Origin of the sequence: Zooshikella harenae, from assembly GCF_018837975.1 — a bacterium.
Classification (GTDB): Bacteria; Pseudomonadota; Gammaproteobacteria; order Pseudomonadales; family Zooshikellaceae; genus Zooshikella; species Zooshikella harenae.
Map to the genome: position 1 here is coordinate 21,838 of NZ_JAGSOY010000005.1, position 26,113 is coordinate 47,950.

At 38.1% G+C, this 26,113-nt stretch carries 19 protein-coding genes; 16 read left to right on the forward strand and 3 right to left on the reverse strand.

Going from position 1 to position 26,113, the window contains the following annotated elements; translation table 11 throughout:
• Positions 1 to 17 precede the first annotated feature (17 nt).
• The 16 genes from ileS (at position 18) to KCG35_RS03685 (ending at position 21,749) form a co-directional block, all read left to right on the forward strand.
• Positions 18 to 2,840 (forward strand): isoleucine--tRNA ligase, encoded by a 2,823-nt coding sequence (ileS, locus tag KCG35_RS03610; RefSeq protein WP_215818305.1) that lies wholly within the window; start codon positions 18 to 20, stop codon positions 2,838 to 2,840.
• Between the two features lie 107 nt (positions 2,841 to 2,947).
• Complete coding sequence (gene lspA, locus KCG35_RS03615; protein WP_215818306.1) at positions 2,948 to 3,457, forward strand: signal peptidase II; 510 nt, start codon at positions 2,948 to 2,950, stop codon at positions 3,455 to 3,457.
• 17 nt (positions 3,458 to 3,474) lie between these two features.
• On the forward strand, positions 3,475 to 3,978 hold the full coding sequence (fkpB, locus tag KCG35_RS03620; RefSeq protein WP_230408985.1) for an FKBP-type peptidyl-prolyl cis-trans isomerase: 504 nt from the start codon (positions 3,475 to 3,477) through the stop codon (positions 3,976 to 3,978).
• A 2-nt stretch (positions 3,979 to 3,980) separates the two neighbouring features.
• Entirely contained in the window at positions 3,981 to 4,940 is a 960-nt protein-coding gene (gene ispH, locus KCG35_RS03625) for a 4-hydroxy-3-methylbut-2-enyl diphosphate reductase (RefSeq protein ID WP_215818307.1), read from the forward strand.
• Between the two features lie 564 nt (positions 4,941 to 5,504).
• On the forward strand, positions 5,505 to 5,993 hold the full coding sequence (locus tag KCG35_RS03630) for a GspH/FimT family pseudopilin (RefSeq protein WP_215818308.1): 489 nt from the start codon (positions 5,505 to 5,507) through the stop codon (positions 5,991 to 5,993).
• Between the two features lie 42 nt (positions 5,994 to 6,035).
• On the forward strand, positions 6,036 to 6,662 hold the full coding sequence (pilV, locus tag KCG35_RS03635) for a type IV pilus modification protein PilV (protein ID WP_215818309.1): 627 nt from the start codon (positions 6,036 to 6,038) through the stop codon (positions 6,660 to 6,662).
• A 1-nt stretch (position 6,663) separates the two neighbouring features.
• Complete coding sequence (locus KCG35_RS03640) at positions 6,664 to 7,449, forward strand: PilW family protein (RefSeq protein ID WP_215818310.1); 786 nt, start codon at positions 6,664 to 6,666, stop codon at positions 7,447 to 7,449.
• A 12-nt stretch (positions 7,450 to 7,461) separates the two neighbouring features.
• The gene (locus tag KCG35_RS03645; RefSeq protein ID WP_215818311.1) at positions 7,462 to 7,908 is read left to right on the forward strand and encodes a pilus assembly PilX family protein; all 447 of its coding nucleotides are present in this window, start codon (positions 7,462 to 7,464) and stop codon (positions 7,906 to 7,908) included.
• 21 nt (positions 7,909 to 7,929) lie between these two features.
• Entirely contained in the window at positions 7,930 to 11,139 is a 3,210-nt protein-coding gene (locus KCG35_RS03650) for a VWA domain-containing protein (protein ID WP_215818312.1), read from the forward strand.
• Positions 11,140 to 11,215: 76 nt separating this feature from the next.
• A complete protein-coding gene (mnmH, locus tag KCG35_RS03655) occupies positions 11,216 to 12,307 on the forward strand; it encodes a tRNA 2-selenouridine(34) synthase MnmH (protein ID WP_215818313.1) in 1,092 nt (363 codons plus the stop codon).
• On the forward strand, positions 12,259 to 14,523 hold the full coding sequence (locus KCG35_RS03660; RefSeq protein WP_215818314.1) for a selenide, water dikinase SelD: 2,265 nt from the start codon (positions 12,259 to 12,261) through the stop codon (positions 14,521 to 14,523). The genes mnmH and KCG35_RS03660 overlap by 49 nt, the downstream gene beginning before the upstream one ends.
• 472 nt (positions 14,524 to 14,995) lie before the next feature.
• Positions 14,996 to 15,427 carry a pilus assembly FimT family protein gene (locus tag KCG35_RS26820; protein ID WP_215818315.1) on the forward strand — a complete coding sequence of 144 codons (432 nt, stop codon included), beginning with the start codon at positions 14,996 to 14,998 and terminating at the stop codon, positions 15,425 to 15,427.
• A 12-nt stretch (positions 15,428 to 15,439) separates the two neighbouring features.
• The gene (gene pilV / locus KCG35_RS03670) at positions 15,440 to 15,820 is read left to right on the forward strand and encodes a type IV pilus modification protein PilV (RefSeq protein WP_215818316.1); all 381 of its coding nucleotides are present in this window, start codon (positions 15,440 to 15,442) and stop codon (positions 15,818 to 15,820) included.
• A gap of 11 nt (positions 15,821 to 15,831) precedes the next feature.
• Positions 15,832 to 16,674: a prepilin-type N-terminal cleavage/methylation domain-containing protein gene (locus KCG35_RS03675; protein WP_215818317.1), complete on the forward strand. Its 843-nt coding sequence runs from the start codon at positions 15,832 to 15,834 to the stop codon at positions 16,672 to 16,674.
• Positions 16,674 to 17,228 (forward strand): hypothetical protein, encoded by a 555-nt coding sequence (locus KCG35_RS03680; protein WP_215818318.1) that lies wholly within the window; start codon positions 16,674 to 16,676, stop codon positions 17,226 to 17,228. Before KCG35_RS03675 ends, KCG35_RS03680 begins: the two co-directional genes overlap by 1 nt.
• An 18-nt stretch (positions 17,229 to 17,246) precedes the next feature.
• Positions 17,247 to 21,749 (forward strand): VWA domain-containing protein, encoded by a 4,503-nt coding sequence (locus KCG35_RS03685; RefSeq protein WP_215818319.1) that lies wholly within the window; start codon positions 17,247 to 17,249, stop codon positions 21,747 to 21,749.
• A 47-nt stretch (positions 21,750 to 21,796) separates the two neighbouring features.
• Here KCG35_RS03685 and KCG35_RS03690 read toward each other — a convergent pair whose 3' ends face one another.
• From KCG35_RS03690 to rhlB, 3 genes are all read right to left on the reverse strand, one after another.
• Positions 21,797 to 22,216 carry a type IV pilin protein gene (locus KCG35_RS03690; RefSeq protein WP_215818409.1) on the reverse strand — a complete coding sequence of 140 codons (420 nt, stop codon included), beginning with the start codon at positions 22,214 to 22,216 and terminating at the stop codon, positions 21,797 to 21,799.
• A 339-nt stretch (positions 22,217 to 22,555) separates the two neighbouring features.
• On the reverse strand, positions 22,556 to 23,956 hold the full coding sequence (locus KCG35_RS03695) for a PhoH family protein (RefSeq protein WP_215818320.1): 1,401 nt from the start codon (positions 23,954 to 23,956) through the stop codon (positions 22,556 to 22,558).
• A 577-nt stretch (positions 23,957 to 24,533) separates the two neighbouring features.
• The gene (gene rhlB / locus KCG35_RS03700; RefSeq protein WP_230408986.1) at positions 24,534 to 26,000 is read right to left on the reverse strand and encodes an ATP-dependent RNA helicase RhlB; all 1,467 of its coding nucleotides are present in this window, start codon (positions 25,998 to 26,000) and stop codon (positions 24,534 to 24,536) included.
• Between the last annotated feature and the right edge of the window lie 113 nt (positions 26,001 to 26,113).

Below are 26,113 nucleotides of genomic sequence, written 5' to 3' on the forward strand. Positions count from 1 at the left end.
ACTTGGTATAAACAATCATGACTGACTATAAATCGACGCTGAACCTACCTAAAACGAGCTTCCCTATGAAGGCGAATCTGGCGCAACGTGAGCCTCAGATGCTTAAGCGCTGGTACCAAGAAGGGTTGTATCAAAAAATTCGTGAGGTCAGCAAAGGTCGGGATAAATTTATTTTGCATGATGGCCCTCCGTATGCCAATGGTGATATTCACATTGGTCACTCAGTCAACAAGATACTCAAAGATATTATTATTAAGTCAAAAACCCTATCTGGTTATGATGCTCCTTATATACCCGGTTGGGACTGTCATGGTTTACCCATTGAGCATAAGGTAGAAGGTAAAGTGGGTCGTGCTGGTACTAAGATCGACCACAAAGCATTCCGCCAAAAGTGTCGTGAATATGCTATGAAACAGGTGGAGGGGCAGCGCAAAGATTTTAAACGTCTTGGTGTGCTTGGTGACTGGGATAATCCCTATTTAACAATGGATTACACCTTTGAAGCGAATATTATTCGTGCACTAGGACGTGTTGTTAAAAATGGTCACTTACATAAAGGTGAGAAGCCTGTTTATTGGAGTGTAGTGGGTGGTTCTGCGCTGGCTGAAGCGGAGGTTGAGTATCAGGATAAAACATCTTTTTCAATTGATGTTCGCTTTGCTCCTGAAAATGTAGAAGCATTTTTAGCCGCTTTTGACCTTAAACAGGCACCAAAAGGTAATATGTCTGTCGTCATTTGGACAACGACTCCATGGACACTCCCTTCAAACCAAGGTATTTCACTCAACCCTGAACTAACTTATGCATTGGTGCAAGCAGACTTTGGCATGGGTCAGGAAGTGATCATGCTGGCTGAGCCAATGGTTGAATCAGTGATGACTCGTTATGAAGTCAGTGATTACCAGGTAATTGGTACTGCAGAAGGGAATGCTCTGGATAAGCTACGCATTAAGCATCCTTTTTATGATCGTGTTTCTATGCTGATGATGGCTGATCATGTCACCACTGATAGTGGTACAGGTTCAGTCCACACCGCGCCAGATCATGGCCCTGATGACTTTGTAGTTGGTCAGCGTTATGGCTTGGGTACACTTAAACTGGTGGATGACCATGGTGTATTTAGTGATAAGGCTGAGCAGTTTGCAGGTGAGCATGTTTATAAAGTGGATGAAAAAATTGTTGCTGAACTTGAGACTTGTGGAGCATTACTGCGTCAAAGTAAGTTACAGCACAGTTATCCACATTGCTGGCGGACTAAAACACCATTGATTTATCGTACGACACCTCAGTGGTTTATCAGTATGCATAAAAATGGTTTGTTAGATAAGGCCAAAGCTGCGGTAAAACAGGTGAAATGGACACCTGCCTGGGGACAAAGTCGAATGGAAGTGATGCTGGAAAGCAGTCCTGACTGGTGTATTTCACGGCAGCGGACCTGGGGCGTACCGATTACTTTGTTCGTTCATAAAGAAACGCAGGAATTGCATCCCAATACAGAAGCATTAATTGAGCAAGTTGCCCTTAAAGTTGAACAGCAGGGTATGGATGCCTGGTTTGATCTGGATTCCAAAGAATTGTTAGGCGATGAAGCAGGCCAATACACCAAAGTGACCGATACGTTGGATGTTTGGTTTGATTCTGGTGTTACGCATGCTGCTGTTTTAGAGCACAGAGATGAACTACGTTTTCCTGCTGATCTTTATCTAGAAGGGTCTGATCAACATCGTGGTTGGTTTCAATCATCACTGAAAACGGCTATTGCTACCCGAAATGAGCCACCTTACCGTGCAGTATTAACCCATGGTTTTACCGTTGATGCGCATGGTCGCAAGATGTCCAAGTCATTGGGTAATGTGGTTGCACCTCAACAGGTGATGAATACGTTAGGTGCCGATATTCTGCGATTATGGGTGGCAGCTACTGATTACAGTGGTGAAATGACGGTTTCTGATGAAATCTTAAAGCGTACAGCCGATGCCTATCGTCGTATTCGTAATACGGCACGCTTTTTACTTTCTAACCTAAATGGTTTTGATCCGGCTAAAGATTTACTACCCGTTGATGAGTTGTTGGCGCTAGACCGCTGGGCCGTTGATCGTGCCTGGCAGCTTCAGCAAGAAGTGAAAGCGGCCTATGATAACTATCAGTTTATTGCGGTTTATCAGGCGATTCACCATTTCTGTAGCCTGGATTTAGGTAGCTTTTATCTGGATGTGATTAAAGATCGCCAATACACCACACAAGATGACAGTCTGCCCCGGCGCAGTTGCCAAACGGCGATGTATCATATTGCAGAAGCCTTTGTACGATGGGTTGCTCCAATCCTCAGCTTTACTGCCGAGGAAATCTGGGAAGCTTTGCCAGGAGAACATGCTGATTCAGTATTGCTTTCAACTTGGTACGAAGGGCTTCAACCTCTTCCAAAAAGTAGTGCAATGGGGGCGGCCTTTTGGCGCACGATCCAAAATGTGAAACAAGTTGTTAATAAAGCACTGGAAAATGCTCGGGTAGAAGGCAAAATTGGCGGTAGTTTAGCGGCTGAGGTTGAGCTGTATTGTTCGCCCGATCTTAAGGCTGAGTTGAGTAAACTGGGTGATGAGCTTCGTTTTGCACTGATTACTTCTGCTGCGACACTGTTGGATATCGGTCATGCACCTGCCGATGCTGTTGCCACTGAGTTTGATGGCTTGTCTGTTAATGTTAAACCCTCAGCTCATAATAAGTGTGTGCGTTGCTGGCATCAGCGAGAAGATGTGGGTCAGCATCATGAACATCCTGAGCTTTGTGGTCGATGTGTAGACAACGTCACAGGTAGTGGTGAACATCGCCAGTATTGTTGATCTCAGCATTGAGACGTGGTTTTTTGTATAAGTTGTTTCAGCATAAAATGGGGCTTTCTCCTGAGGGAGAGCCCCTTTTTTACTTAAGCACTATTGGGACTTAGCGAATGGAGCAAGCATTGAATCCAGATAAAGCAGAACAAGCAGAAAAAGGTATGCTGCACTGGTTGTGGTTATCCGTATTGGTCATTATTTTGGACCAAGCGTCAAAAGTGTTTGTACAGAGTCAGCTTGAAATGCATGAGTTTATTCCTGTGTTACCCGTTTTTGGGTTTACCTTGGCCTATAACACAGGGGCTGCGTTTAGTTTTTTGAGCGAGGCTTCAGGCTGGCAACGCTGGTTTTTTAGCTTGATAGCTTGTGGGGTGAGTGCATTATTAATTTTTTGGCTAAAACAGCTACCCAAAAATGATCGTTGGCAGGCTGCAGCTTTTGCTCTGTTACTCGGAGGTGCACTGGGTAATCTTTATGATCGTCTAGTACTTGGTCACGTAGTAGACTTTCTCCTGGTGCATTGGGAAAACCATATGTTTCCTGCGTTTAATATTGCGGATAGTGCCATTACTATTGGTGCATTTATGTTGATTATTGATTTATTACGTAAACCCTCTCGCTAACTTAAGGAAATGTGTAGATGCCAACGTCGAGTCGTGAAATGAGTGAAGAGGTTACGGCTAAAGATAGTATCGTAAATCGGATCAGTGCTCAGAGTATTGTTGAACTTCACTTTGCCCTTAAGCTGGATGATGGCTCGGTAGTGGATTCCACATTTGAAAAGCAGCCAGCGAAGTTTACGATGGGAGATGGTAGCTTACTGCCTGGTTTTGAGCAGGTATTAATAGGATTACCTGAGGGTGTCAGACAAGCGTTTTTGATAAAACCTGAGCAAGGTTTTGGCATGCCTAATCCTAATAATGTCCAAAAAGTAAAGCGCGAGCAGTTTGCACAAGACATAGAGTTAACTGAGGGCTTTATGGTGTCATTTGCTGATGCTAACAAAGCAGAATTACCTGGAATAATTAAGTCGTTTGATGAACAGTGGGTATGGGTTGATTTTAATCATCCGCTAGCAGGTAAAACGCTTACTTTCGATGTGCAGATTATTTCTGTGCGCCAACCAGATCAGATGAGTGACTAGCGATGACTTTTTCAGTGAAATTAGCAAATCCTCGTGGTTTTTGTGCAGGCGTTGATCGGGCTATTGCTATAGTCAACAGAGCCTTAGAACTGTTTGAGCCACCTATCTACGTGCGTCATGAAGTTGTTCATAACAAATTTGTAGTGGATGATTTGCGGGCACGAGGTGCAGTATTTGTTGATGAACTGGATGAAGTACCTAATGGTATGATTGTTATCTTTAGTGCTCATGGAGTGTCAAAAGCTGTTCAGCAACAGGCAAAAGAAAGAGGATTAAAAGTTTTTGACGCAACCTGCCCACTAGTCACCAAAGTTCATATGGAAGTGGTTCGTTATAGCCAGGATGCTTACGAATGCATTTTGATTGGTCATAATGGACATCCTGAAGTTGAGGGGACAATGGGTCAGTTTGACCACAGTTTCGGTGGTCGTATTTACTTAGTTGAAAATGAAAGAGATGTTAAGAAATTACAAATCGATGACCCCGAAAAGCTCGCGTATGTAACTCAAACCACGCTTTCAATGGATGATACGGCAAAAGTCATTGATGCATTACGAGAGAGGTTTCCATTAATTAAAGGTCCCCGTAAAGATGATATTTGTTATGCCACGCAAAACCGCCAAGATGCAGTTAAAACACTCGCGAGTGACTGCGATTTAGTGCTAGTGGTAGGTTCACCCAATAGCTCTAACTCTAATCGGTTGAGAGAGCTGGCTGAACGTATGGGCGCTCAAGCGTATCTTATCGATACGGCTGATGAAATTAGTGAACATTGGTTGAAAGATAAGTCAACAGTGGGTATTACGGCAGGCGCATCTGCACCTGAAGTGCTTGTAAAAAATGTTATTGAACGGTTGCAGGCACTTGGTGCAAAAGGAAATCCCAATGAGCTACAAGGCAGAGAGGAAAATGTTGTATTTTCAATGCCTAGAGAGCTTAGAGTAAAAATGGTTGACGATTAATTATTTTCCATTGTTAAGACCCTGTAAATATTTACAGGGTCTATTTACCTTGCCCTTCAGTTCTAGTTCTTTACCGATCATTTTTTTGTCCCGCCATAATAAGAGTGAAAGCCATAGCTTTTGCTCAATGATCTCAAGAAAATAACTTATTTACTGTTAGTTAAGTTTTATCGGTTTGTAATTGTTGTTTTACTTCACACAAATACTATTTTTTGTGTTTATATTAAATAAAAAAATAGTTCTCTTTAAACACTATTAAATAGGTTGGCCATTGATGATAAAAAAATTACCGTTTGTCTTTAAGGGGGATTTATTTAAGTGACACCGTTTGGTATTTTTTTTGCCCCGCTTATCGCTAGTTTTTCTGGTAACTCTATGATTTTAAATTGAATTTTAAATATTCTTTTTGGCTATTAAATGTTTGTTATATATATTCTATTTCCTTTTTTGTTAATTCAATCCTCTAAAATTGATTGATTATCGGTCGATAGCCTTTCTATTACATATTTCCTGCTTCAATCTATACTGTGTGAATAATGATGTTCTGCAAAGAAGTAAGAATATATGTTCAAAAAAAATAATGGATTTACGCTGATTGAGTTGATGGTAACTATCGTAGTACTGGGAATTATCCTTGCTATTGCTGTCCCTTCTTTTGATTCTATGATTAAAAACTACCGATTACAGAGTGTTACTAATCAACTTATAGATAGCTTTAATTTAGCGAGAAATACTGCGCTTAGTCGAAATCAGGTAATAACAATTGAAGCTTCAGGGACTACAGAAAAAAAAGAATGGAATGGTGGCTGGGTTGTTAAAGTAGGAGCAGAAGAAATACGTGTTTTTGAAGGAGTGTCTGGTGTAGTTACTATAAATGCAACTAATACTGGTGCTGGTACCAATATTAAGGAAATAGCATTTTCTGGAAATGGCAGGCTAAGTGCACCTAATACGGGTGCTGAATTTACAGTAACAGATGATCGTTCAGGTGTAAAAAAACGTGTTGTGAATGTTAATTTATCTGGGCAAACCAGAATTACATTGAAAGATTGAGGATGCAAGCTGAAAGACTTACCGAATTTTGGGATAGGTAAAATGAAAATGAAAAATAGAGGAATATCATTAATCGAAGTTCTAATCACTATTTTAGTGATTGGCATTGGTTTGCTTGGGCTTGCAGGATTACAGTCAGTATCGATGAAAAATACCTATCAAGCATCACAACGATCACAGGCTATGTGGTTAGCACAGGAGATAGCTGAAAGGATGCGTGCAAATCCGGCAGGAAAAGAAAAAGGCTATTATCTTACCGAAGGTAGTACAAGCAAATTTGCAGCTAGAACACCGAATAACTCTACAAAATGCGGAACAAAACCAACCAAGATATGCAGTGCATATTCTGATAGTGGAGATAAATTTGCTACCGCTGATGCAGCATCAGATTGTACTACTGAAGAAATGGCGACGTTTGATGCATGGGAGATAATGTGTGGTCAGTCCTATGGAAATGCAGTGAAATCCTCTGTAATTGATACATTACCAGAACTATCAGCAGAGATTACTTGCTCTGATGGAGATACAGGGGATGGTGCGGATAAACCATGTTCTGCAGGCTCAGATATTGATATTGAACTAAGCTGGTCATCCACTGAAAGGCTTGGCGCAGATGCAGATACACCCGTTAAAGATAAGTCCACTGTTACTTTAAAAGTGAGAATTTAATATGTATTTAAATAAACAGAAAGGACTATCGCTTATTGAATTAATGATTGCGCTAGTTTTAGGGCTTTTTTTAGTAGCTGGAGTGATTCAAATATTTTTAGGGACATCGCAAACTTATCGATTAACAGGCGACATTGCTCGTGTCCAAGAAAATGCAAGATTCGCACTTGATATTCTAGCGCGTGATATTCGCATGGCGGGTTACAGTGATCCTGATAAAGGTGAAATTTTGCCTTTTTTTGCGGTGGCATCAGCTGATTGTCCTAATAGTGATGATAATAATTGTTCAACCAATGCTGTTGATGCAAATAACTCTGACATACTAGCAATAATGTTTGATCCAATAAATGATACAGACTGTATTGGAAACACAAGTGGTATTGATGAAGATGATGTAATTATTAATCTCTATTATATTGACGAGGAAGACGGCATTGCGAGTTTATATTGTCGCGGTTGGAATAGAACAGATAATTCATGGGTCGGTGCTCAACAGCCACTTGTTGATGGTATAGAAAGAATGCAAATTCTTTATGGTGTAACTAATACATCAGGTGATGCTATACAAAAATATGTAAATAAAGACGATGTTGATGATTGGACCAAAGTAAGAGCAGTACGTGTAGGCTTATTAGTTAGTGCTGGTTCTCCGTCAGGATCTGTAGAAAGAAAAACCAGAAGCTATACCGTTTTAGATAGTGGAAAGATTGATATCACGGATAATGTGAATCGATATATTTATACAACCACGATAGTTATAAATAACTCATCATCAGACTACATATAGGAGATATGAAATATGATGGAAAAGCAAAAAGGATCAGCATTAATTGTTAGTCTGATTATATTAATAGTGTTAACTGTTATTGGATTTTCTGCTTCAAGAACAACTGTTTTGGAAGAAAGAATGGCCTCTAACTCTCAAAATAAGCTTAAGGTCTACCAACTTGGTATTTCTGAATTAAATTCACAATTCGTTGATATGCGAAGTGATACCGATGAGCTAGTAAAAGCAATTAAACATAAAGGTGAGGCTCAAGACCAAACTGAAATTGTGAGTGATACTGGATCTACTGTTACTACACAATTAACCTATATGTCTGATGCAAGTATTCCTGATGGCGAAGACTTACCTGAAACAAAGGCTTACCGTTATCACCTTGATACAGATATCGTCGTCACCAATGCAAATGTGCAAACTAATCAAACTCTGGGTGTCCAGTACGAAATTCGAACTGGTGGATAGTAGTCATAAAGGATTTTAACAATGAAGAAGTTATTATGTGCTCCCTTGCTTTTTTTATCGTTATTAGCAGTAGCCGATGATACTGAAATTTTTACAGCCACTCCTGAAGCAGGCTCTACAGATAGAAAATCAAATATTTTATTTGTTTTTGATAATTCAGGGAGTATGGATTGGGATAAAAATGGCCGTAAAACTTCAATTGAAAAAAATAAGAGGATGTATCAACTACGCCAAGCAGCCAAAACATTACTTAACAATGATGAAAGATTAAACTCAATGAATGTCGGTTTGATGACATTTAATGGCGATAGAAAACTACTAACACCGGTTAAGCTACTAACGAAGGATCATCGAACAAAACTGTTGAAAGAAATGGATAAACTGACACCCGGTGGAGGGACACCTTTATCAAAGTCACTGTATGAGGCTTATCTTTACTACTATGGTTTAACACCCAAATTTGGTAAATACTCTAAGGTGAGTGATGCCGAAAAAACTGAGTTTTTAGATGCTTCAGGCAATTATAAGTCACCTATACCAAAGGGAGAATCAACTGCATGTGGTGCAAAAGATAGTATGATATTGTTAACAGATGGACAGCCTTCTCCTAATGAGTCACCAGTCGAGATAGAAAACTTAATTAAGGACTACAAGCTAAAAGACTATAATAAAACAGGTTTTAATAAACTGAATAAGAAATGTATTTCGTCCAACTGCTTAGATGAAATGGCATGGTTTTTGGGATTTTATGATTATGACACCACACTAGAAGATAAACAAACATTTAGTGTGCACACTATTGGTTTTACTTTAAAAGATACTACAGCCATTGAATTATTAAAAAGTGCTGCAAAGTATTCAAGTGGAACATATACGTCAGCAGATAACCCTGAGGCGCTTGCTAAGGCGTTTTCAAAAGCAATTAAAACAATAGCAGAAGAGACATCAACCTTTGTTACACCTTCTGTATCTTTGGATTACTTTAATCCTCTTCAACATAATAACGAACAGTATTATGTTATGTTCAAACCAAGTAAAGATGCTAATTGGAAAGGTAATTTAAAAAAGTATAAGTTGATAGGGGGAGTTTTAACAGACCAAATATTTAAAGGAGATGAGTCGACTGTTAAAGACACAAACTCAATCCTTTCTGATGGTGTTATAAAAAAAACAGCCCGAAGTTTTTGGTCAGATATTGTAGATGGAAATGATGTAACAAAAGGAGGCATGGCTAGCAAGTTACCTGATGACCGTACTATATTAACTGATGTAACAGGCACTCACTTTAATGATACAACTAAAACTAACACTTTAAATAAAACTAATGCGAGTGATTTTGTTAACAAGTTTTCTGCAAGTGTTGACTCAGTTGATAAAGTAAATGAAATAATAGATCACTTGAATAATAATAAGAGAATTGGTGATCCATTACATACAACTCCAACGGTAATCACATATTATACTGATGATACAGCAACACCAAAAACAATAGATGCAACCGTTTTCTTTGGAACCAATGAGGGTTTTTTACATGCCGTTGATACTCAAACAGGCGTGGAAAAATTTGCTTTTATTCCAAAAGACCACCTTAAAAATATTTTAGAATATAAAAATAGCAATGCAGGGAGAGTTTACGGACTGGATGGTCCTATTACATCATGGGTTAATGACGCAAATGGTAATGGAAAAATAGTTACATCCGCAAATGGTTCTGCAGCAGAATCTGATACGACTAAAGGTACAACTGATTTTGCCTATTTGTTCATTGGAGAACGACGTGGTGGAAGAAAATATTATGCACTGGATGTAACAAGTAGAGATGCTCCCATTCTGAAGTGGGTTATCAGTGGTGGTGAGGGCAGTTTTATAGAGTTAGGTCAATCATGGTCTAAGCCAGTTCTAACAAAAGTAAAGTGGAAAGGTGAAGTAAAAGACGTTTTATTTTTTGCTGGGGGGTATGATGAGGTGCACGATGTATCGGGTGAATCAACCCATACATTAGGAACTGTTGAAAAAGATGGAACTGTTAAATCGAAAAGTACCATGGGTCGGGCTATTTACATGGTTGATGCTAAAACGGGAGACCGCTTATGGTGGACATCTAGTACTGTTAAAGATGATACAGGCCTAAAAGTTGATGATATGACTTACAGTATTCCTGCAGATTTGACGGTGTTTGATATTGATGGTGATACGTATGCTGACCGTATTTTTACAGTTGATATTGCAGGTCAGCTATGGCGTTTTGATATAGATGCAAGCCATTCTAAAACATCAAAAGCATCTGATTTTGCTACAGGAGGTGTAATAGCAAAGTTGTCAGATAGTAAGGTTGCAACTTCTCGGCACTTTTTTAATGCTCCTAGTGTGGCTTTAATGCGCGAGCGTGGTACAGCAGAGTATTTGGCTATTGCTGTTGGTTCTGGAGTTCGAACTAATCCACTTAATGAAACCATTCAAGATAGGTTTTATTTGCTTAAGGACTATAATGTTTATTCTGCACCAGTTAGTACATCAGGTACAACAAGCTCAACTGATTATACTTATGTTGATAGTGATGTTATAAAAGACTCAAACTTGTACAATGCAACAAATAATATTGGCTTCGAATACGATGGGCTAATTAAATCGGGTAAAGCTGCAGATAAATATACAGATGAGGAAAAGGATACTGTAAAAGCGTATAATGAGTTAATAAATAATAAATATGGATGGTATATAGATATTCATGACTTAAATGATACTAAAGATATTAAAGGGGAAAAAATCCTTGCAAAAGCTTCAATAACTTCAGGTATTATCTTTTTTACAACTTATCAACCGAATGTAGAAAAAGCGACTTCTGCATGCTCTCCTTCAAAAGGAAAAGCACGAATGTATGCAATGAATATAAATGATGCGACACCACCTGCAGGATTATTTGGAGATAAAACGAAAACTAAAAATAGATATATGGAACTTTCAACTACTGGAATCCCTGGTCGGCCTGCAGTACTCCAACAGCCTGGTACTACAAGTGGTAGCTCTTCAAGTGTGATTGTTAAGCGTGTTTGTGGAGGAATTGGTGAGTGTTTAAAACCACCCAGTGAAAACCCTTTACAGAAAGTGTTCTGGCGTGAAAACCTGGAAGGCACAGGCACAGGCACAGGCACAGGCACAGGCACAGGCACAGGCACAGGCACAGGCACAGGCACAGGCACAGGCACAGGCACAGGCACAACTGGCCCTTAATACCTTGTAGTAAGAAAGAAGACAATTTAAACCCTAACCAATACAATAGCCACTTCATTAGCATGGAGTGGCTATTTTGTTTTTACTGGATGAAGCACAGTGGCGAACACTGTTATTAAACGATACTCCCTTACTTGATGTGCGTGCTCCAATTGAATTTCGAAAAGGAAGCTTTCCCTCTTCAGTCAATCTTCCCTTGCTGAATAATGAGCAGCGAAAGTTGGTAGGTACTTGTTATAAAGAGAAAGGTCAAAATGCAGCCATTACCTTAGGTTTTCAGCTTGCAACGCCTGAGATTAAACAAACAAGGATAAATAGTTGGTTGCAGTTTATTCGGCAAAATCCACATGGTGCTTTGTATTGTGCACGGGGAGGATTACGCTCAACAATCACTCAACAGTGGCTAGTGGAGTCTGGTATTGATTATCCTCGAGTTGTCGGTGGTTATAAAACACTTAGGAGCTATCTATTAACGTACCTGGAAAGAGAAGACAATTATCCATCTTTTATTATTCTCTCAGGTTTGAGCTGTGTGGGTAAAACATTATTTTTGCGACAATTTTCTGCTCATCTGGATTTAGAGGGAATAGCAAAACACAGAGGTTCAGCCTTTGGTACTTTGAATGTAGAGCAACCATCACAGGCTAGCTTTGAAAATGCATTGGCAGTCAAGCTGATGCAACTTAAAGAAAAGTATCGTTGTCCTATATTACTAGAGGATGAAAGTCATTTAATAGGTCGTTGTGCGCTACCAAAAACCTTGCAACGTGTTATGTGGCAATCATCTTATATTGAGTTAACAGCATCGATTGAAGAGCGTATCGAAAATGCTTTTCAGGATTATATTGAAAACAGCCCTTATCCACTTGAATTAGTTGCACAACACTTAATGTCTGCTTTGACTAAAATAAAACGTCGCTTGGCTGGAGAACGTTATTCAACGTTAACTCAAATGGTGCAAGAAGGTATGGCAAAGTATCGAAGTATGAATGATGGATCTTTACTTCGTTGTGTCATAAAAATGATGCTAATTGAGTATTATGATCCTATGTATTATTACCATCAGCAAAAATATAAAACACAGCCCTTGTTCAAAGGTAATGCTCAAGAGGTGAGTGATTGGGTGGTAGAAAAAGTGCAAAAAGAATCAAAGACTTTGACTTGTTAAGGAAAGGAATTGTTATTAGTTTGAATACACCTCAAACAGTTTATGCAAAAGACATTGTATTAGTGGGTGGGGGACACAGTCATGTGTTGTTTATCCGACGCTGGAAAATGAAACCTCTACCTGATACCCGTTTGACCTTAATCTCACCACAGGTCTATACCCCATATTCAGGCATGCTTCCTGGCCTTATTGCTGAACACTATACCTTTGAGCAAACGCATATAGATTTGCGGAGGTTGTGCCAGTGGGCAGGTGTGCGCTTTATTCAGGATCGAGTGGTAGACATAGAACCTGATACTCAACATTTATCTTTAAAAAATTATCCTCAGCTTAATTATGATGTTCTCTCGTTAGATATCGGCTTAACACCTGACTTGAGCATTCCTGGAGCAACTGAGCATACTATACCTGTAAAGCCTATAAGTGATTTTTTTGCTCAATGGCAGTCTTTAAAGCAGCGAGTTACAGAAGATAAGCAATCACACTACACTATCGGTATTGTTGGAGGAGGTGCTGGGAGTATAGAACTGGCTTTAGCTATTTCGTACAGTTTGAAGTCTGTAAATGCTCACTATACTATTCATCTTTTTACTGCAAGCGCGCATATTTTGCCTGACTATTTGCCTAAAACCAGGCAGCATGTGAGGCATAAATTATTTCAGGCTCATGTCAACATCCATGAAAACTTCAAGGTGAGTAATGTATGTAGCCATGGGATTTATAATCAAAATAATGAAGAAGTGCTTCTGGACAAAATTTTTTGGTGTACTCATGGTCAAGGTGCTGACTGGCTAAAAAACACGTTACTTGACATATCAGAACAAGGCTTTGTCCTTGTGAAAAATACATTGCAGGCGTTGAAGTTTGATAACATTTTTGCAGCAGGAGATATTGCACACTTAACACCCGAGGCAAATCCAAAAGCGGGCGTATATGCAGTACGCATGGCACCAATACTGTTTCATAATATTTGTGCACTTTTAGCGAATAGATCATTAAAGTTATTTAAACCTCAAAAGCATTTCTTAAGCCTGCTAGCGTGTGGAGAGAAAGACGCTATTGGTGAACGAGTACCATTTTCCTTTCATGGTCCTTGGGTGTGGCGTTGGAAAGACTTCCTGGATCGTCAGTTTATAGAAGCGTTTCAGCAACTGTCTCTTGCTGAAATGTCAAGTCTGACCAAGTTCTATCGTTTTAAAAATTCTAGTCCTGTGATGCGTTGCGATGGCTGTGGTGCCAAAATTAGTCAGGATATACTTGCAGAAACGCTAGAAACAATAGGCGTTAATTATCAAGCAGAAGATGCGGCAGTAATTCCTTGGCGAGAAGCGAAATTTTTACTGCAGACGGTTGATCAATTAAGAGCTTTTATTGATGATCCCTGGTTGTTTGGGCGAATAGCTATAGTACATGCATTAAGTGATATTTATGCGATGGGAGGCAAGCCCCATAGTGTACAGGTAGCGATCACCTTACCCTATCAACAACAGAACTGTTTAAAGCGAGAGCTGCTATTACTCATGCAGGGCATTCAGTATGAATTAGATGAAGCCGAGTGCGCTTTGGTTGGAGGACATACAGCAGAAGGTGCAGAATTAAGTGTAGCGATCACGGCCAATGGACGACGAGGGCTGGGTAAATTATGGCAAAAAACAGGAGCCAAGCCAGGTGATGTATTAATCCTTACCAAACCCCTCAGCACTGGAGTGATACTTGCTGCTAACAAAGCAGCTCAAGCCAAGGGTAACTGGGTTGAAGAAATGTTAGCAATGATGCTCCTCAGTAATCGAGCAGCTGTGCCTATAGTTAAAAAATTCCAACCTCACGCTGTAACTGATATTACTGGCTTTGGGTTGCTAGGACATTTGTTAGAAATGCTGAAACCTGAGCAGTTAAGTGCTGAGTTGGATCTGGGGCAGTTACCTGTCTTAGAGGGGGCAACAGACTTATTTCGTCATGGCTGGCAAAGCACTCTCCAAGCTGCGAATGAAAATAGCCGTCATTATTTACATAAAGCAAATCAATGGCTGAAAGAGGCTCACTATCCTTTATTATTTGACCCACAAACGTCTGGTGGGTTATTGGTTGCTGTTAGTGAGGATGTTGCTTATGACTGCCTTAATGGGCTGCAAATAGACTATCCACAAGCAGCGATTGTAGGGAAAATTCTTCCAAAGGAAGAACAAACGACAACAACAGTTTATCTAAAAAAATAGACAGCTTGTCCTTTGTTAATAATTTTTAAAGTATACATCCTACGAAGTGCAAATTGCTACAGACTAGAGCCTGACAGTTTATAGAGAATATGCTGTGAATTTATCGCTGGACGCTTGGCTGCTGAGATAGTGCTATAACTTTACCTTTATTAAAACAATTTCTGAAGTACCTTTGTCGAAAGTCTGCATAACGCCTCTCGAACACGCCGTTAATCCTTCCCTGGAGGCTTGGTTGCCGCTTCCTTGCGGCAAACAGTTCGACGAGCATTACCCAGCCTTTGTTCTCTCCATTTCGACCTACAGAATTTAATCTTTATAGCGTTGTAGATTGATTAGCACTGTTTATTCTTACAATTGAAGTGTCGTATCCCGTTTTATCAATACAAACCTCCCACCTGTCACGAATTCGTCACACGTAGCCAAAACCTGTTGTATAAAGCATCATCAGTTATTGTACTGCAGTGGTTAAATAATGAGCAAAATTAAAGGGTTTACGTTAATAGAGTTGATGGTGACAGTAGCCATATTAGGAATTTTGGCGGCTATTGGAATGCCATCGATGGTGGACATGATGCGCCGTGAAAAGGCTGCAGAAGGCACCAATAGGATATTAAGCGCACTAAAAGAGCTTAAAACAGAAGCAATGACAAGACGCAGGGAGTATATAATTATAATAAGAAACAAGGAAATAAATATTGTTAATAATGGTAGTAGAAAAACAGTTGAGCTACCAAATGAATTAACCTATCAGGTGACACCAAGCAGGGGATTTGGTTTTAATAAAGATGGATTTTTAACTCCCTCCAGTCTGAATAATGTTGAAATTAATATCAATTCAACGCATTCAGGTATTGCTACAAGGACTATTTCAATTAATCGTTCTGGTCAAATAATTAAAAATTAATTAAGGATGATGATGAAAACGAAAATTAAGAATCAAGCTGGTATGAGCATGATTGAGGTATTAGTTACTATTGTAATTACCAGTGTTGCATTATTGGGATTGGCCGCACTACTGACTAAATCTATGCAAAGTACTTTCGATGCATCTCAACGTACTACAGCAGTGTGGGCAGCAAATGACTTTGTTGAACGGTATAGAATAGGAATTAGTTCAGATAAAGATGTAATTAAAAGTCAAGTAGAAAGTGAACACGACTTAGTGAATAAATTAGCAGGCCAAAATGTAAGGGCAATAGGTCGTGAAGAATATATGCAAATAACGTGGAATTGTACTTCTTGTAAAAATAATGTAAATCAACAAAATGTTAGACTTCTTTTAAATAACAAAGAATGATGGAATTAATAATGAAATTTCAACGAGGAGTTACATTAATTGAGTTGATGATAGCATTAGCACTCAGTGTCATGCTATTAATGGGAATAACTAAAATATTTAGTTTAGGGAAGCAGACTTTAATGAGTGCAGAAGGCCAAATGCAACATGAAGAGGCTGGCCGACTTGGATTAAGCTATATTCGTCAAGCAATTCGTAATGCGCATTATGTTCCATTTGATGATAATAATGTTCCTATTGAACTATCACAATTACCAGGATTTCCTCATAATCAAGCTGACTGTGAGGACAAAGATTTAAATCCTAATCATTGTAATACACTAAATCAAGACGCAAATGATAGCTTGACGGTAAGTTACATTTATCAAAATGAAGAACAATTTAGTTGTGCTCAAGAATTCAGAAACACTGATCCAATTAGAATAGCGGTGTCTTTTTTTATAGATAGTGATGAAGATGTCCTCAAGTGTAAGGCATATTATTATGACCAAAGTATAAATGGATACGTAGCTAGAGGTAATACAGTAGAACTGGTCAAAAATATAATAGGATTAAAGCTGGCATATTACTATGAAGATGGCGTTAATACTGGATTAATTAACACCATTAATAAGGATAGTCCAGCTGGTATGGCTGTTGATACACGTTGGGAAAAGATAAACGGCGTAAAAATTGGTGTAGTGGTTACCTCATCAGATAGAGGATTAAACCCATCAGCTAGCGTTAATGTATTTGGCAATCGCTTAGCTGATGATAGTGATAAATTTAATATTCCTGATAGGTATAATAATAAAGTAAATAAAGTTTATATTACTACAGTTCAAGCAATAAATTATGGAGCTAAGCGACTATAATGCTGAAATATTCTCTAGCGAAACAAGAAGGTGCATTGTTAGTAGTTGCCTTAATTATTATGTTTTTGCTAAGTGCAGCTGGAATGTCTGCGTTTTACTTTTCTCAGACTTCTGAAAAAGCAACAGCTTATAATTACTATAAAACAATCACGGAGCAAAATACTCTATCGGAAGTTTATGAGCAAAAGTATTGGCTAGCAGATGATGATATAACAATGCAAAGGGTTAAAAAATTTATTCCAAGTTTTGATGTAAAGCAAGTAGATGGAATAAATTTTGTTAAAATAAAAGGTGTGGTACTTGATGAAAGTCTTTGTGAAGATTCAGGTGGCGGTCATATAAACTGCTTTCAAAATTATTTGCGTTATGAAAAGAAAGTGCCTGCTTTAAATACAGGTAATCAGATCAATGTTGGAGATGGCTCTTCTGACTCGTATCATATGTTTAGTTTAAGGGTAAGCGGATTCCTCGCTAGCAACACTAATCCTGATAAAGTTGATATTTATGGCGAGGAAGAGCAACAAGCAGGATTTGTAATAAAAAGACTAGACTAATTAGTGGTTTCTCAAAAAATGAAAAATAAAATTGCGTTATTTGGAGCTAGCTTGCTTGCTTTGAGTGTTTCGTTTACTTCATACTCTGACGACTTAGAGCTATACAAGCCAATAAAGATATCTGGTGAAAGAAAGTCAAATATTCTTTTTGTGCTGGATGACTCAGGGAGTATGAAAGGTTATTTTATGCCTCAATTAAAAAGAGCTACAAAGAATCTTATAAATAAACAAAAAAATGGTGAAATTAATATTGGTTTAATGAATTTTAATAATGGAAAACTCGTTGTTCCAGTGAGAAAGTTAACAGACAGTCATCGAAGAGATTTAATTAAGGGAGTTAATAGCTTAAATGCAGATGGCAGCACTCCTCTTTCGGAAACATTGTATGAAGCCTACTTATACTTTTATGGTGAAGAACCAAGGTTTGAAAATTATCTAGACAAAGATGATGAAAATTATGAAGTAAGAAGAAGTTTTCTTGATGCAAGTGGAGAATATAAGTCGCCTATTTCAAAAGATGAAGCGCCTGCTTGTGGAGTAACAGATAGTATCATTCTATTTACTGATGGTGAACCAAGTGAGTCACAGCGGGCAGATAACTCTATTGATTCTTTAATTTCTGGAAAAACTTTACCTGATAGCTTGGATAATCCATGTAAAGATGGTTATAACTGTTTGGATGAGCTTGCTTGGTTTTTGGGCCATAATGACAGTAATCCGTACTTTGATGGTGATCAGATTATTAAAGTATACACTGTTGGCTTTGACCTAGACAGTTTACCTAAATATCGCGCTGACAAGGCAATAAAACTATTGAAGAGTACGGCTGAAAACTCAAAAGGGATATATACTTCTGTAACTAATGAAGAAGAAATAGAGGTTGCTTTTACAAAAGCTGTTGAAGCGACAAATGAAAATACCTCTACAGTCTCTTCTTCATCAATTACTGTAAATCAGTTTTCAAAAGCTAGCCATGAGAATTATACATTTTACGCAATGTTTAAGCCTTCTACGAGCGGTCGATGGGAAGGTAATATAAAAAAATATCAGTTAGCTTCTCGGTTTGTAGATGATAGTGGTAATGTTATTCCTGATAGTGAACTAACAACATTTAAAGAGATGAAAGAGAGGAAGTACAAGGTTAAGCTTTTCCTTGAAGATAAAAAAAATAAAAATATTCTTGATGCTACTAATACTGTAAAAGCTGAAACTTTAGATTTATGGAATCCCATCGATGATAATTATGATGGAGGAAAAGTAAATGCTGGTGGCATAAGAAGTGCAATGAAAAATAACAAAAATAAAGAATGGAGTTTTCTTACCTATGATGAGAGTTCTGTAGAAAAAAACTTAACAGCTATTGATATAGATACTATCGAATGTACTCTGTTTGATGTTATTGAAGGGGAAAAATGTAATAAAATTAAAAGATTTTTAGTGGGTAAAGATGAAAGTGGTAATAGTTCTAATTGGTTAGGAGATATTATCCATAGTACCCCAACAGTAATAACGTATAGATCATCATACAGTGATACTCCATCTTTGAAAGGTAATAAAAAAGAGGGTGATGCATATTTATTTGCAGGTAGTAATGATGGCTATGTGCACGCATTTGATGTGCAAACGGGTACGCAAAAATTCTCATTTATTCCTGAAGAATTTTATCGAAATATTCGTGGTTATGTAGAAAATAACCCAGGTGAAAAACTATATGGCTTTGATGGCCCGATCACCGCTGATTATGACTACGAATTAAAGTGTAAAGAAAAAGGTACTGATAAGGATTGCGATAAAGGTACTGATGTTAGTAATAGAGACTATGTGAAAACAATTAAGTATGCCAATTTATATGTTGGTATGCGAAGAGGAGGGACTTCCTATTACTCACTTGATGTTACTGATATTGATCATCCAAAATTTAGATGGGTTATCAGAGGAAGTGCTTTAGGGGTAAAAGAGCGTTATGGAAGAGAGATAGAAAAAAAAGATGAAGGTTACGTTTTTAAAGGAAAAGATACTGAAGTTGATAGTTTATTGACATATAAAAATGATTTTTCTGAATTGGCGCAAACATGGTCTAAACCAATTGTAACATATATTAAAAGTGATGCTGGAAAGAAAATTAAAGTAATAATTTTTTCAGGAGGATATGATCCTGTCAATGATGATCAAAATTACACTGAAAATTATGGCACAACTAGCAAAGGTAATGCTGTTTTTATTGTAAATGCAGAGACAGGTGAATTAATAAAAAAAGCTACTGGTGAAACAGATGGTGGGGATATAAGTTTAATAGTAGATGGAATGAATTACAGTTTGCCTGGAGGTGTTGCCGTTGTTGATAAAAATGGTGATAACTTTGTAGATGATATATTCACTGCTGATGTACGTGGGAATATATTTCGTATTCATTTACCAGGGGGTAGTGTTAACAAAATAAAAGCAAAAAAAATAGCTAGTTTGGGTCACAAAGATAGACATACACGTTTTTTTACTGTACCACGAATAGCATTCGTAAAAGATCCTAATAAAATACTAAAGTATTCTATTGCAATCGGATCAGGCAACAGAGCAAACCCACGTGACAAGTCGATGAATAATGGACTTTTTGTGATATTTCAGGATATTAACTACGATTCAGTTAACGAAGTTAAATATGGTGACTTGAAAGATATATCTAGCTTTGGCGGTAAGCAAGTTATAAGTGATAAGTTAGAAAAAAAACTAGGTGATGCTAAAAGTAAAATTAGTACAGAAAAAACAAAAGTTGAAAGTGTTAAGCAAGCAAAAAAACGCTTCGATAAAAATGTGACGATATGGTTTGATGTTAAAAGACAGCTTATGTCGATTGACGAAAAGACTTACTTGAAGTCAATTGAACAATATAAAAAACTTAAAGGTGATCACCTTGCTCTTATTGACTCGGAGATAACCATTTTAAATAATAGAAATAAATTCATTGATAATGAAATCCCTAAGCTGAATGCTGAGATAGTTACAAAAAGGGAAGAGATTAAAAGTATGGGGGAGGGGAGAAAAAAAGAAGAGGGTGAAGAGTACATTAACGAGCGCAAAAATTTAATTGCTAAGTATGAAAATGAGCAAAAGGATATTCCCTCAAAACTTGCTATAAAAAATAAGAATCGTGTTGAAATTGAAACGGATTATAAGGGTAAGATAAGTAGTGCTAATTCAAAAATTTCCAGCTTAAAAAATAAAAAAGATAAGTTGTTAGCACTTAAGAGTCAAGTTGCTAAAATAAGCGTAATTAATCAAAACGTTGTTTTGGGTTCGGTGATCACTTCCGCTCATCAAGATAATATTAAAAAGCTAATAGATGTTACAGGTAAAAAATTATCAGACTTATCGCTGGGTGAGATAGTCGATAAACTCGGTAAGGTTGCAAAAATAATTAAGGGGAAAAAAGCTTTTGAAAATGTTGACAAGGCTGTTGAGAGCTTACCAGATAACTTTGATAAAGATGACTTGAGTGGCTTATTACCTGATGAAGATGTCGAAAAACTTGCAAGTAATCTTAAGTTATCTGACGGCGTTAAATTGAAGAAAGATGTGCTTGAAAAGTATCTAAAAGATAATACCTCTGAAAAAGAGTCTTATAATAGTAAAATATCGAGCATTTCTGAATTGATGAGCGTAAAAGATGAAATAGAAATACGAAGTGAATATTGGAAACATCTTTTCAACCTAAGTACAAAGCTAGACTCGAATCAAAAAGAAATTGACTTTTCTGAATTCTCAAATGCTTTTATTGATAGAGGTTATTTTACTGACGTTGAATCTACGGCTCTTAAAACTGCAGGACTAATCGATCGTGTGAAGGAAGCATATTCCCAAGTTATCAAAAAGTATGAACAACAATACTCTAATGCTGAGAAGGAATATAATACGTTATACACAGATAATAAACTTAAGATAAATAAGAACGAGGTGGCTGAAGTTCAAAAAGCAATCTTTGCTAGTGGTGGCTGGAAAAAGATGTTCGTTCAAGGTTGGAAAATTTTGTCTCCAGTGACTATAAGAGATCATCAAGTTCGCTTCACAGCGTTTACTCCTTCAAATGATGACTCTATGGAAACTTTATGTGGTGCTGATTTAGGGCAATCTTTGGAGTATAGTTATGGTTTAAAAACGTTGACGACTAAAGATCCTATAAAGCTTGGAGCAGGTTTTTATGAAAGTCCTCAGCTATTTCGTACTTACTATGTTGTAGGTAAAAAGAATGAATTTTGGAAGCCTGTTGATTTAGATGGTGATGGTAAGATTAGCGAAAGAGAACGTAGGGCTATTAAGAAACCTATGGACTGCCTGTTTGGTGCAGCTGGTGCTGTTGAAGAATGTAAAGATATCGATGTAAGTATGAATATGGTCTATTGGAAAAACTGGTTAAAAACTGAAGGTAGCTATTCTAGAGTATTTGAGGATGCTGATGACAGCGCTAGTAGTTCTGCTGATTCTGACTCTGATGCTGGTGGTAAGTCTTCAGATCCTTCTGGTAGCTAACCTTTGAAAATATGTTTAAGATAAAAAGCCCCTTTTAGGGGCTTTTTTTAATTCCAGTTTGGACTTTTTGTGTCATCACTGCTTAATGAAATTTCATCATCTCCTGTTCCAAAGGTATTTTTTCCATCAGTAGGATCAGCAAAAATAGTAATAGTATTCCTATTTTTTCTAATTCCAATGCTATATTTATTATCAACTGTTAAAAAGTTATCTGGATAACAAAGGCTATTATTGCATTTGTCTGGGCCTGCGCCGTTGGGCTTTAGCCTTTCAGCATATCGCAGATGTTGTGTGAAATACTTTTGCTGTACTTGCATTAGCTCCATCAATTTAGATTTTGCTTCTGACTTATTGCCTCGTTGAATATATTCCCGGTAACTGGGTATAGCGATTGCCGCCAAAATAGCAATTATTGCTACTACAATCATAAGTTCTATAAGCGAAAAACCCGTTGTATTTTTTTTCATCACTACAATTTTACCTATATTTTATCTCTAACCATTAGTACTTCAGTTGTAATCAAACAATGGTTGATTTTACTGATCTGGGGTGGGTATACCTTGGATGGTTTTTTTCAGATATTGCTTTTTGACAGATGGTGAGATTTAGATGATGTTTGGTTACACAAGCTGGTTTCCATTTTGGCGAGGACTGTTTGAGCGGAGCGAGTTCCGCAAGCCAAGAATGGAAATCTGCTTGTGTGCAAGACCTTCAAATGAGTAAAAAAGAATTAGCAATTTTCCCGCTCAAAGAGAGCGGGATATGCAACTTCAAAACTTACGAAATAAGCTGTTTTTGAAGACGAATTATAAATTAGCCTCCGCAAACTCAGCTAAGAGTGAGCGTGGTACGGCTTTTAACTGTATATTCCCTCCATGCTTAAAGCCTTTAAAGCGTTCTGTTAAATAGGTTAAGCCTGAGCTGGTGGCTGACAGGTAGGGTGTATCTATTTGCGCTAAGTTGCCCAAACAAATCACTTTACTGGCATTGCCTGCTCGAGTAATGATGGTTTTAATTTGGTGTGGTGTCAGGTTCTGTGACTCATCAATAATGATTAGACTTTGTTGGAAGCTTCTACCACGGATATAATTAAGTGATTTAAAGTGGAGCGGGACTTTTTCCATAATATAATCGACACTACTTGTTGTGCATTCATCATCACAGTGTAGTGCTTCCAAGTTATCTGTAATGGCCCCCAACCATGGCTCCATCTTTTCTTCTTCAGTACCGGGTAAAAAGCCTATATCCTCATCTAAGCCTTGAACGCTTCGAGTTGCGATTATACGACGGAAGCGTTTTGTTACTACCGTCATCTCAATTGCGGCAGCTAGCGCGAGTATTGTTTTACCTGAGCCGGCAGCACCCGTTAGATTCACCAGATGTACATCAGGATCAAGCAGTAAGTTGAGGGCCATTGCCTGATAGATATCAAGTGGTTTAAGTCCCCACGCTTCTTGGTCAATGAGCTGATTATAATGCAAGTGTAAGAGGGTCACCTGCTCTTCTGTGACTTCAGTAATACGACCAATGATGCCTTGGGCATCAAGGATAAACATGTTGGGGTATACGTCTTGTAGAATGCCTTCGCGGGGTAGGTAATGGATGGTTTTACCTTCTAACTGAATAGTTTCTACCTGAGCGATGTTATCCCAAAAATTTCCTGCAATTTCGTAATAGCCTTTACTTAATTGAGCTATATCTGATACCAGCTGATCGTTATGGTAATCCTCGGACTCAATACCACACCCTCTTGCCTTCAGACGCATATTGATGTCTTTTGTAACCAAGACAATACGATCATCAGGGCGATGTTGCTGCATTTGGCAGAGGGTATTAATAATGGTGTTATCGTTGATATGGTTGGGGAGGTATGAAACGTTGTTTGCGTGTTGTGGCATAAGAATAGTAAGTGAACCATTCGGTGGGCTTCTATCCCCTCGTCGAATAGGGACGCCTTGCTCTATTTCTTGGGGAGACGCTGACCCCAGAATGGTATCAATAGCGCGAATAGCCTGACGACAGTCAGCTGCAATAGTGTGTTTACCCGTTTTTAATTTATCCAGTTCCTCCAGAACAGTCATAGGGATTATTACGCGATGTTCATCAAAGTTGAGTAACGCATTGGGGTCATGAATTAAAACATTAGTGTCGAGGACATAGTTGATGGGTAGAGACAAATCGGGTTTTGCTTGAATCAGGTTGTCCATAGTGATGGTTACCTTGTTAGGGCTAATGATAAAAGTAACAATCCTTTCTACCAGTTTATACCTTGTTTGATGTATACCCTTCATTGTGGTTATATGCCCTTAGTTTTTGGGCACACCATTCGTTACGGGTATAAGATATTCGCACTAACTATTAAGAACAACTATTCAATTTTAAACGCTTTATTTATCCCCCTTTTTATAATTCGTCGCACAATGATTCGGATTGTTAAAATAAAAATAACTAAGATATAAACTGATTGCTAATACCAATCCTTACTATAAATATTAACTAAGAATTCGTGACTGGCAAGGTTAAGAAAATATTAAATTATTATGAAAATACAACCCATTTGGGGTTGTGATACATGATGTATTATAAATAGTTTGTTGATCAGAAAGAAAAGGTGTACGTCATTTGTAACGCAATAGACATACTTGAGGGTTAGAAAAATTAGACCATGAAGTAAAGGCGGAGTTATAGAAATGATTCACAATGGAGAAAGGGTGTTAAGCATAGTGCTAACAACTGTAGTTTTTAATTAATTATATTTTTTACAGTCGCTAGCAGAGTTTCGTTTTAACGGTGATGTTTTTTATAGTGCTTGCGAGGACGTCGTTGGATCTTTTGAGGAGTAATGTCTAAAGGTCTAAAAGCATTTTCAGGTGGTTGCTGGTAGTCCAGTTTTTTGCCTAAGAGTTCTTCTATGGCAGGAATTGCAAAGGCATCATTTTCACCTGCAAAGCTAATTGACATACCATGCTTGCCTGCACGACCGGTTCTACCTATACGATGAACATAATCTTCAGGATCTTCAGGAAGTGCATAATTAATGACTAGATTAACGTCGTCTATATGTATACCACGACCAGCAACATCCGTTGCAACCATCACATTAATAATACCAAGTTTGAAGTTTTCCAGTGTTTTAATACGCTTTTGCTGATGTACTTCACCGGATAATAGTGCAGATTTAAATCCTTGCTCTTTGAGTTTGTCTGCAATGTGGCGAGTTTCATCTCTTCTGTTGGCAAATACAATAGTGCGACATTCCTCTTGTCCCCGTCCCCAAAGTATATTGCATAAAACAGTGAATTTATCCTGCTCCGTCACTAAATATAGTTTTTGTTCAACGGTATTGGTTGCCACTGTTTCTGGTTCAATTTCAACCTTAGTCGGTTTATAGGTCCACTGTTCCGATAAATTTAAAATATCTTGGGTAAAAGTTGCACTAAATAGCAACGTCTGACGATCCCCACAACGAGGTGTTGCTCGGACAATACGACGGACTTGTGGAATAAAACCCATGTCAAGCATACGATCAGCTTCGTCTATTATCAGGATCTCAACCAGATCAAGGAATAAATCCCTGCGCTGTATAAAATCCAGTAAGCGACCAGGTGTTGCCACAACGATATCATAGTAGTCTGAATTTAGTTGACGAAGCTGCTTCTCATAGTCCATGCCGCCGACTAAGTTAATGACATTTAAGGCGGTGTATTTGGTCAGTACTTCAGCATCTTTACAGATTTGCAGTGCCAGTTCTCGCGTGGGTGCTAAGATTAGCACTCGAGGTTCTCCTGTGTAACGAGGCTCGGGTGGAGGGACTTCTAACAACTGTTTAATGGTTGATATCAAAAATGCGGCAGTTTTACCTGTACCTGTTTGTGCTTTCCCAATGGCATCACATCCTTCCAGGGTAATTCCCAAAACTTCAGCCTGAATGGGCGTACAGTAATGAAAGCCTTGGTCTTGAATGGCATGCATAAGAGGAGAGGGCAAGTTAAAATCGTGAAAGCGGGTCTTACCTGGTTCAGGATGAACGACAAATTGGCTTATATCCCAATTTGTTTGGCGTTTAGCTTTGACTACTTGATTATCGGGCTTGCGCTTTTTTGGCTGTTGACGAGTTGATTTATGTTGATCGTGAACAGTTTTCTTGTGATCGCCTGCTTGATTTTGATTGGGCTTGCTAGCGTGATTCGTTGTGTTCTCTGGCGCACTGTCGGTGCGCTTTTTTAGAATATGTTTGATGCGTTTTAACAAAATTCACCTTTCTATTGAATTGAATGATGTGCTTAGTTTACCTCAGTGGAGGAAATTGCAAAGTCTGGACGCTATTTTTGTATAGTCATTGTGAATCATCAAGAATGACTATT

Excerpts from the sequence above, each read along its gene's own strand:
- ileS (WP_215818305.1), top strand. The coding sequence starts at position 18 with ATGACTGACTATAAATCGACGCTGAACCTACCTAAAACGAGCTTCCCT.
- lspA (WP_215818306.1), top strand. The coding sequence starts at position 2,948 with ATGGAGCAAGCATTGAATCCAGATAAAGCAGAACAAGCAGAAAAAGGT.
- fkpB (WP_230408985.1), top strand. The coding sequence starts at position 3,475 with ATGCCAACGTCGAGTCGTGAAATGAGTGAAGAGGTTACGGCTAAAGAT.
- ispH (WP_215818307.1), top strand. The coding sequence starts at position 3,981 with ATGACTTTTTCAGTGAAATTAGCAAATCCTCGTGGTTTTTGTGCAGGC.
- KCG35_RS03630 (WP_215818308.1), top strand. The coding sequence starts at position 5,505 with ATGTTCAAAAAAAATAATGGATTTACGCTGATTGAGTTGATGGTAACT.
- pilV (WP_215818309.1), top strand. The coding sequence starts at position 6,036 with ATGAAAATGAAAAATAGAGGAATATCATTAATCGAAGTTCTAATCACT.
- KCG35_RS03640 (WP_215818310.1), top strand. The coding sequence starts at position 6,664 with ATGTATTTAAATAAACAGAAAGGACTATCGCTTATTGAATTAATGATT.
- KCG35_RS03645 (WP_215818311.1), top strand. The coding sequence starts at position 7,462 with ATGATGGAAAAGCAAAAAGGATCAGCATTAATTGTTAGTCTGATTATA.
- KCG35_RS03650 (WP_215818312.1), top strand. The coding sequence starts at position 7,930 with ATGAAGAAGTTATTATGTGCTCCCTTGCTTTTTTTATCGTTATTAGCA.
- KCG35_RS26820 (WP_215818315.1), top strand. The coding sequence starts at position 14,996 with ATGAGCAAAATTAAAGGGTTTACGTTAATAGAGTTGATGGTGACAGTA.
- pilV (WP_215818316.1), top strand. The coding sequence starts at position 15,440 with ATGAAAACGAAAATTAAGAATCAAGCTGGTATGAGCATGATTGAGGTA.
- KCG35_RS03675 (WP_215818317.1), top strand. The coding sequence starts at position 15,832 with ATGAAATTTCAACGAGGAGTTACATTAATTGAGTTGATGATAGCATTA.
- KCG35_RS03680 (WP_215818318.1), top strand. The coding sequence starts at position 16,674 with ATGCTGAAATATTCTCTAGCGAAACAAGAAGGTGCATTGTTAGTAGTT.
- KCG35_RS03685 (WP_215818319.1), top strand. The coding sequence starts at position 17,247 with ATGAAAAATAAAATTGCGTTATTTGGAGCTAGCTTGCTTGCTTTGAGT.
- KCG35_RS03690 (WP_215818409.1), bottom strand. The coding sequence starts at position 22,216 with ATGAAAAAAAATACAACGGGTTTTTCGCTTATAGAACTTATGATTGTA.
- KCG35_RS03695 (WP_215818320.1), bottom strand. The coding sequence starts at position 23,956 with ATGGACAACCTGATTCAAGCAAAACCCGATTTGTCTCTACCCATCAAC.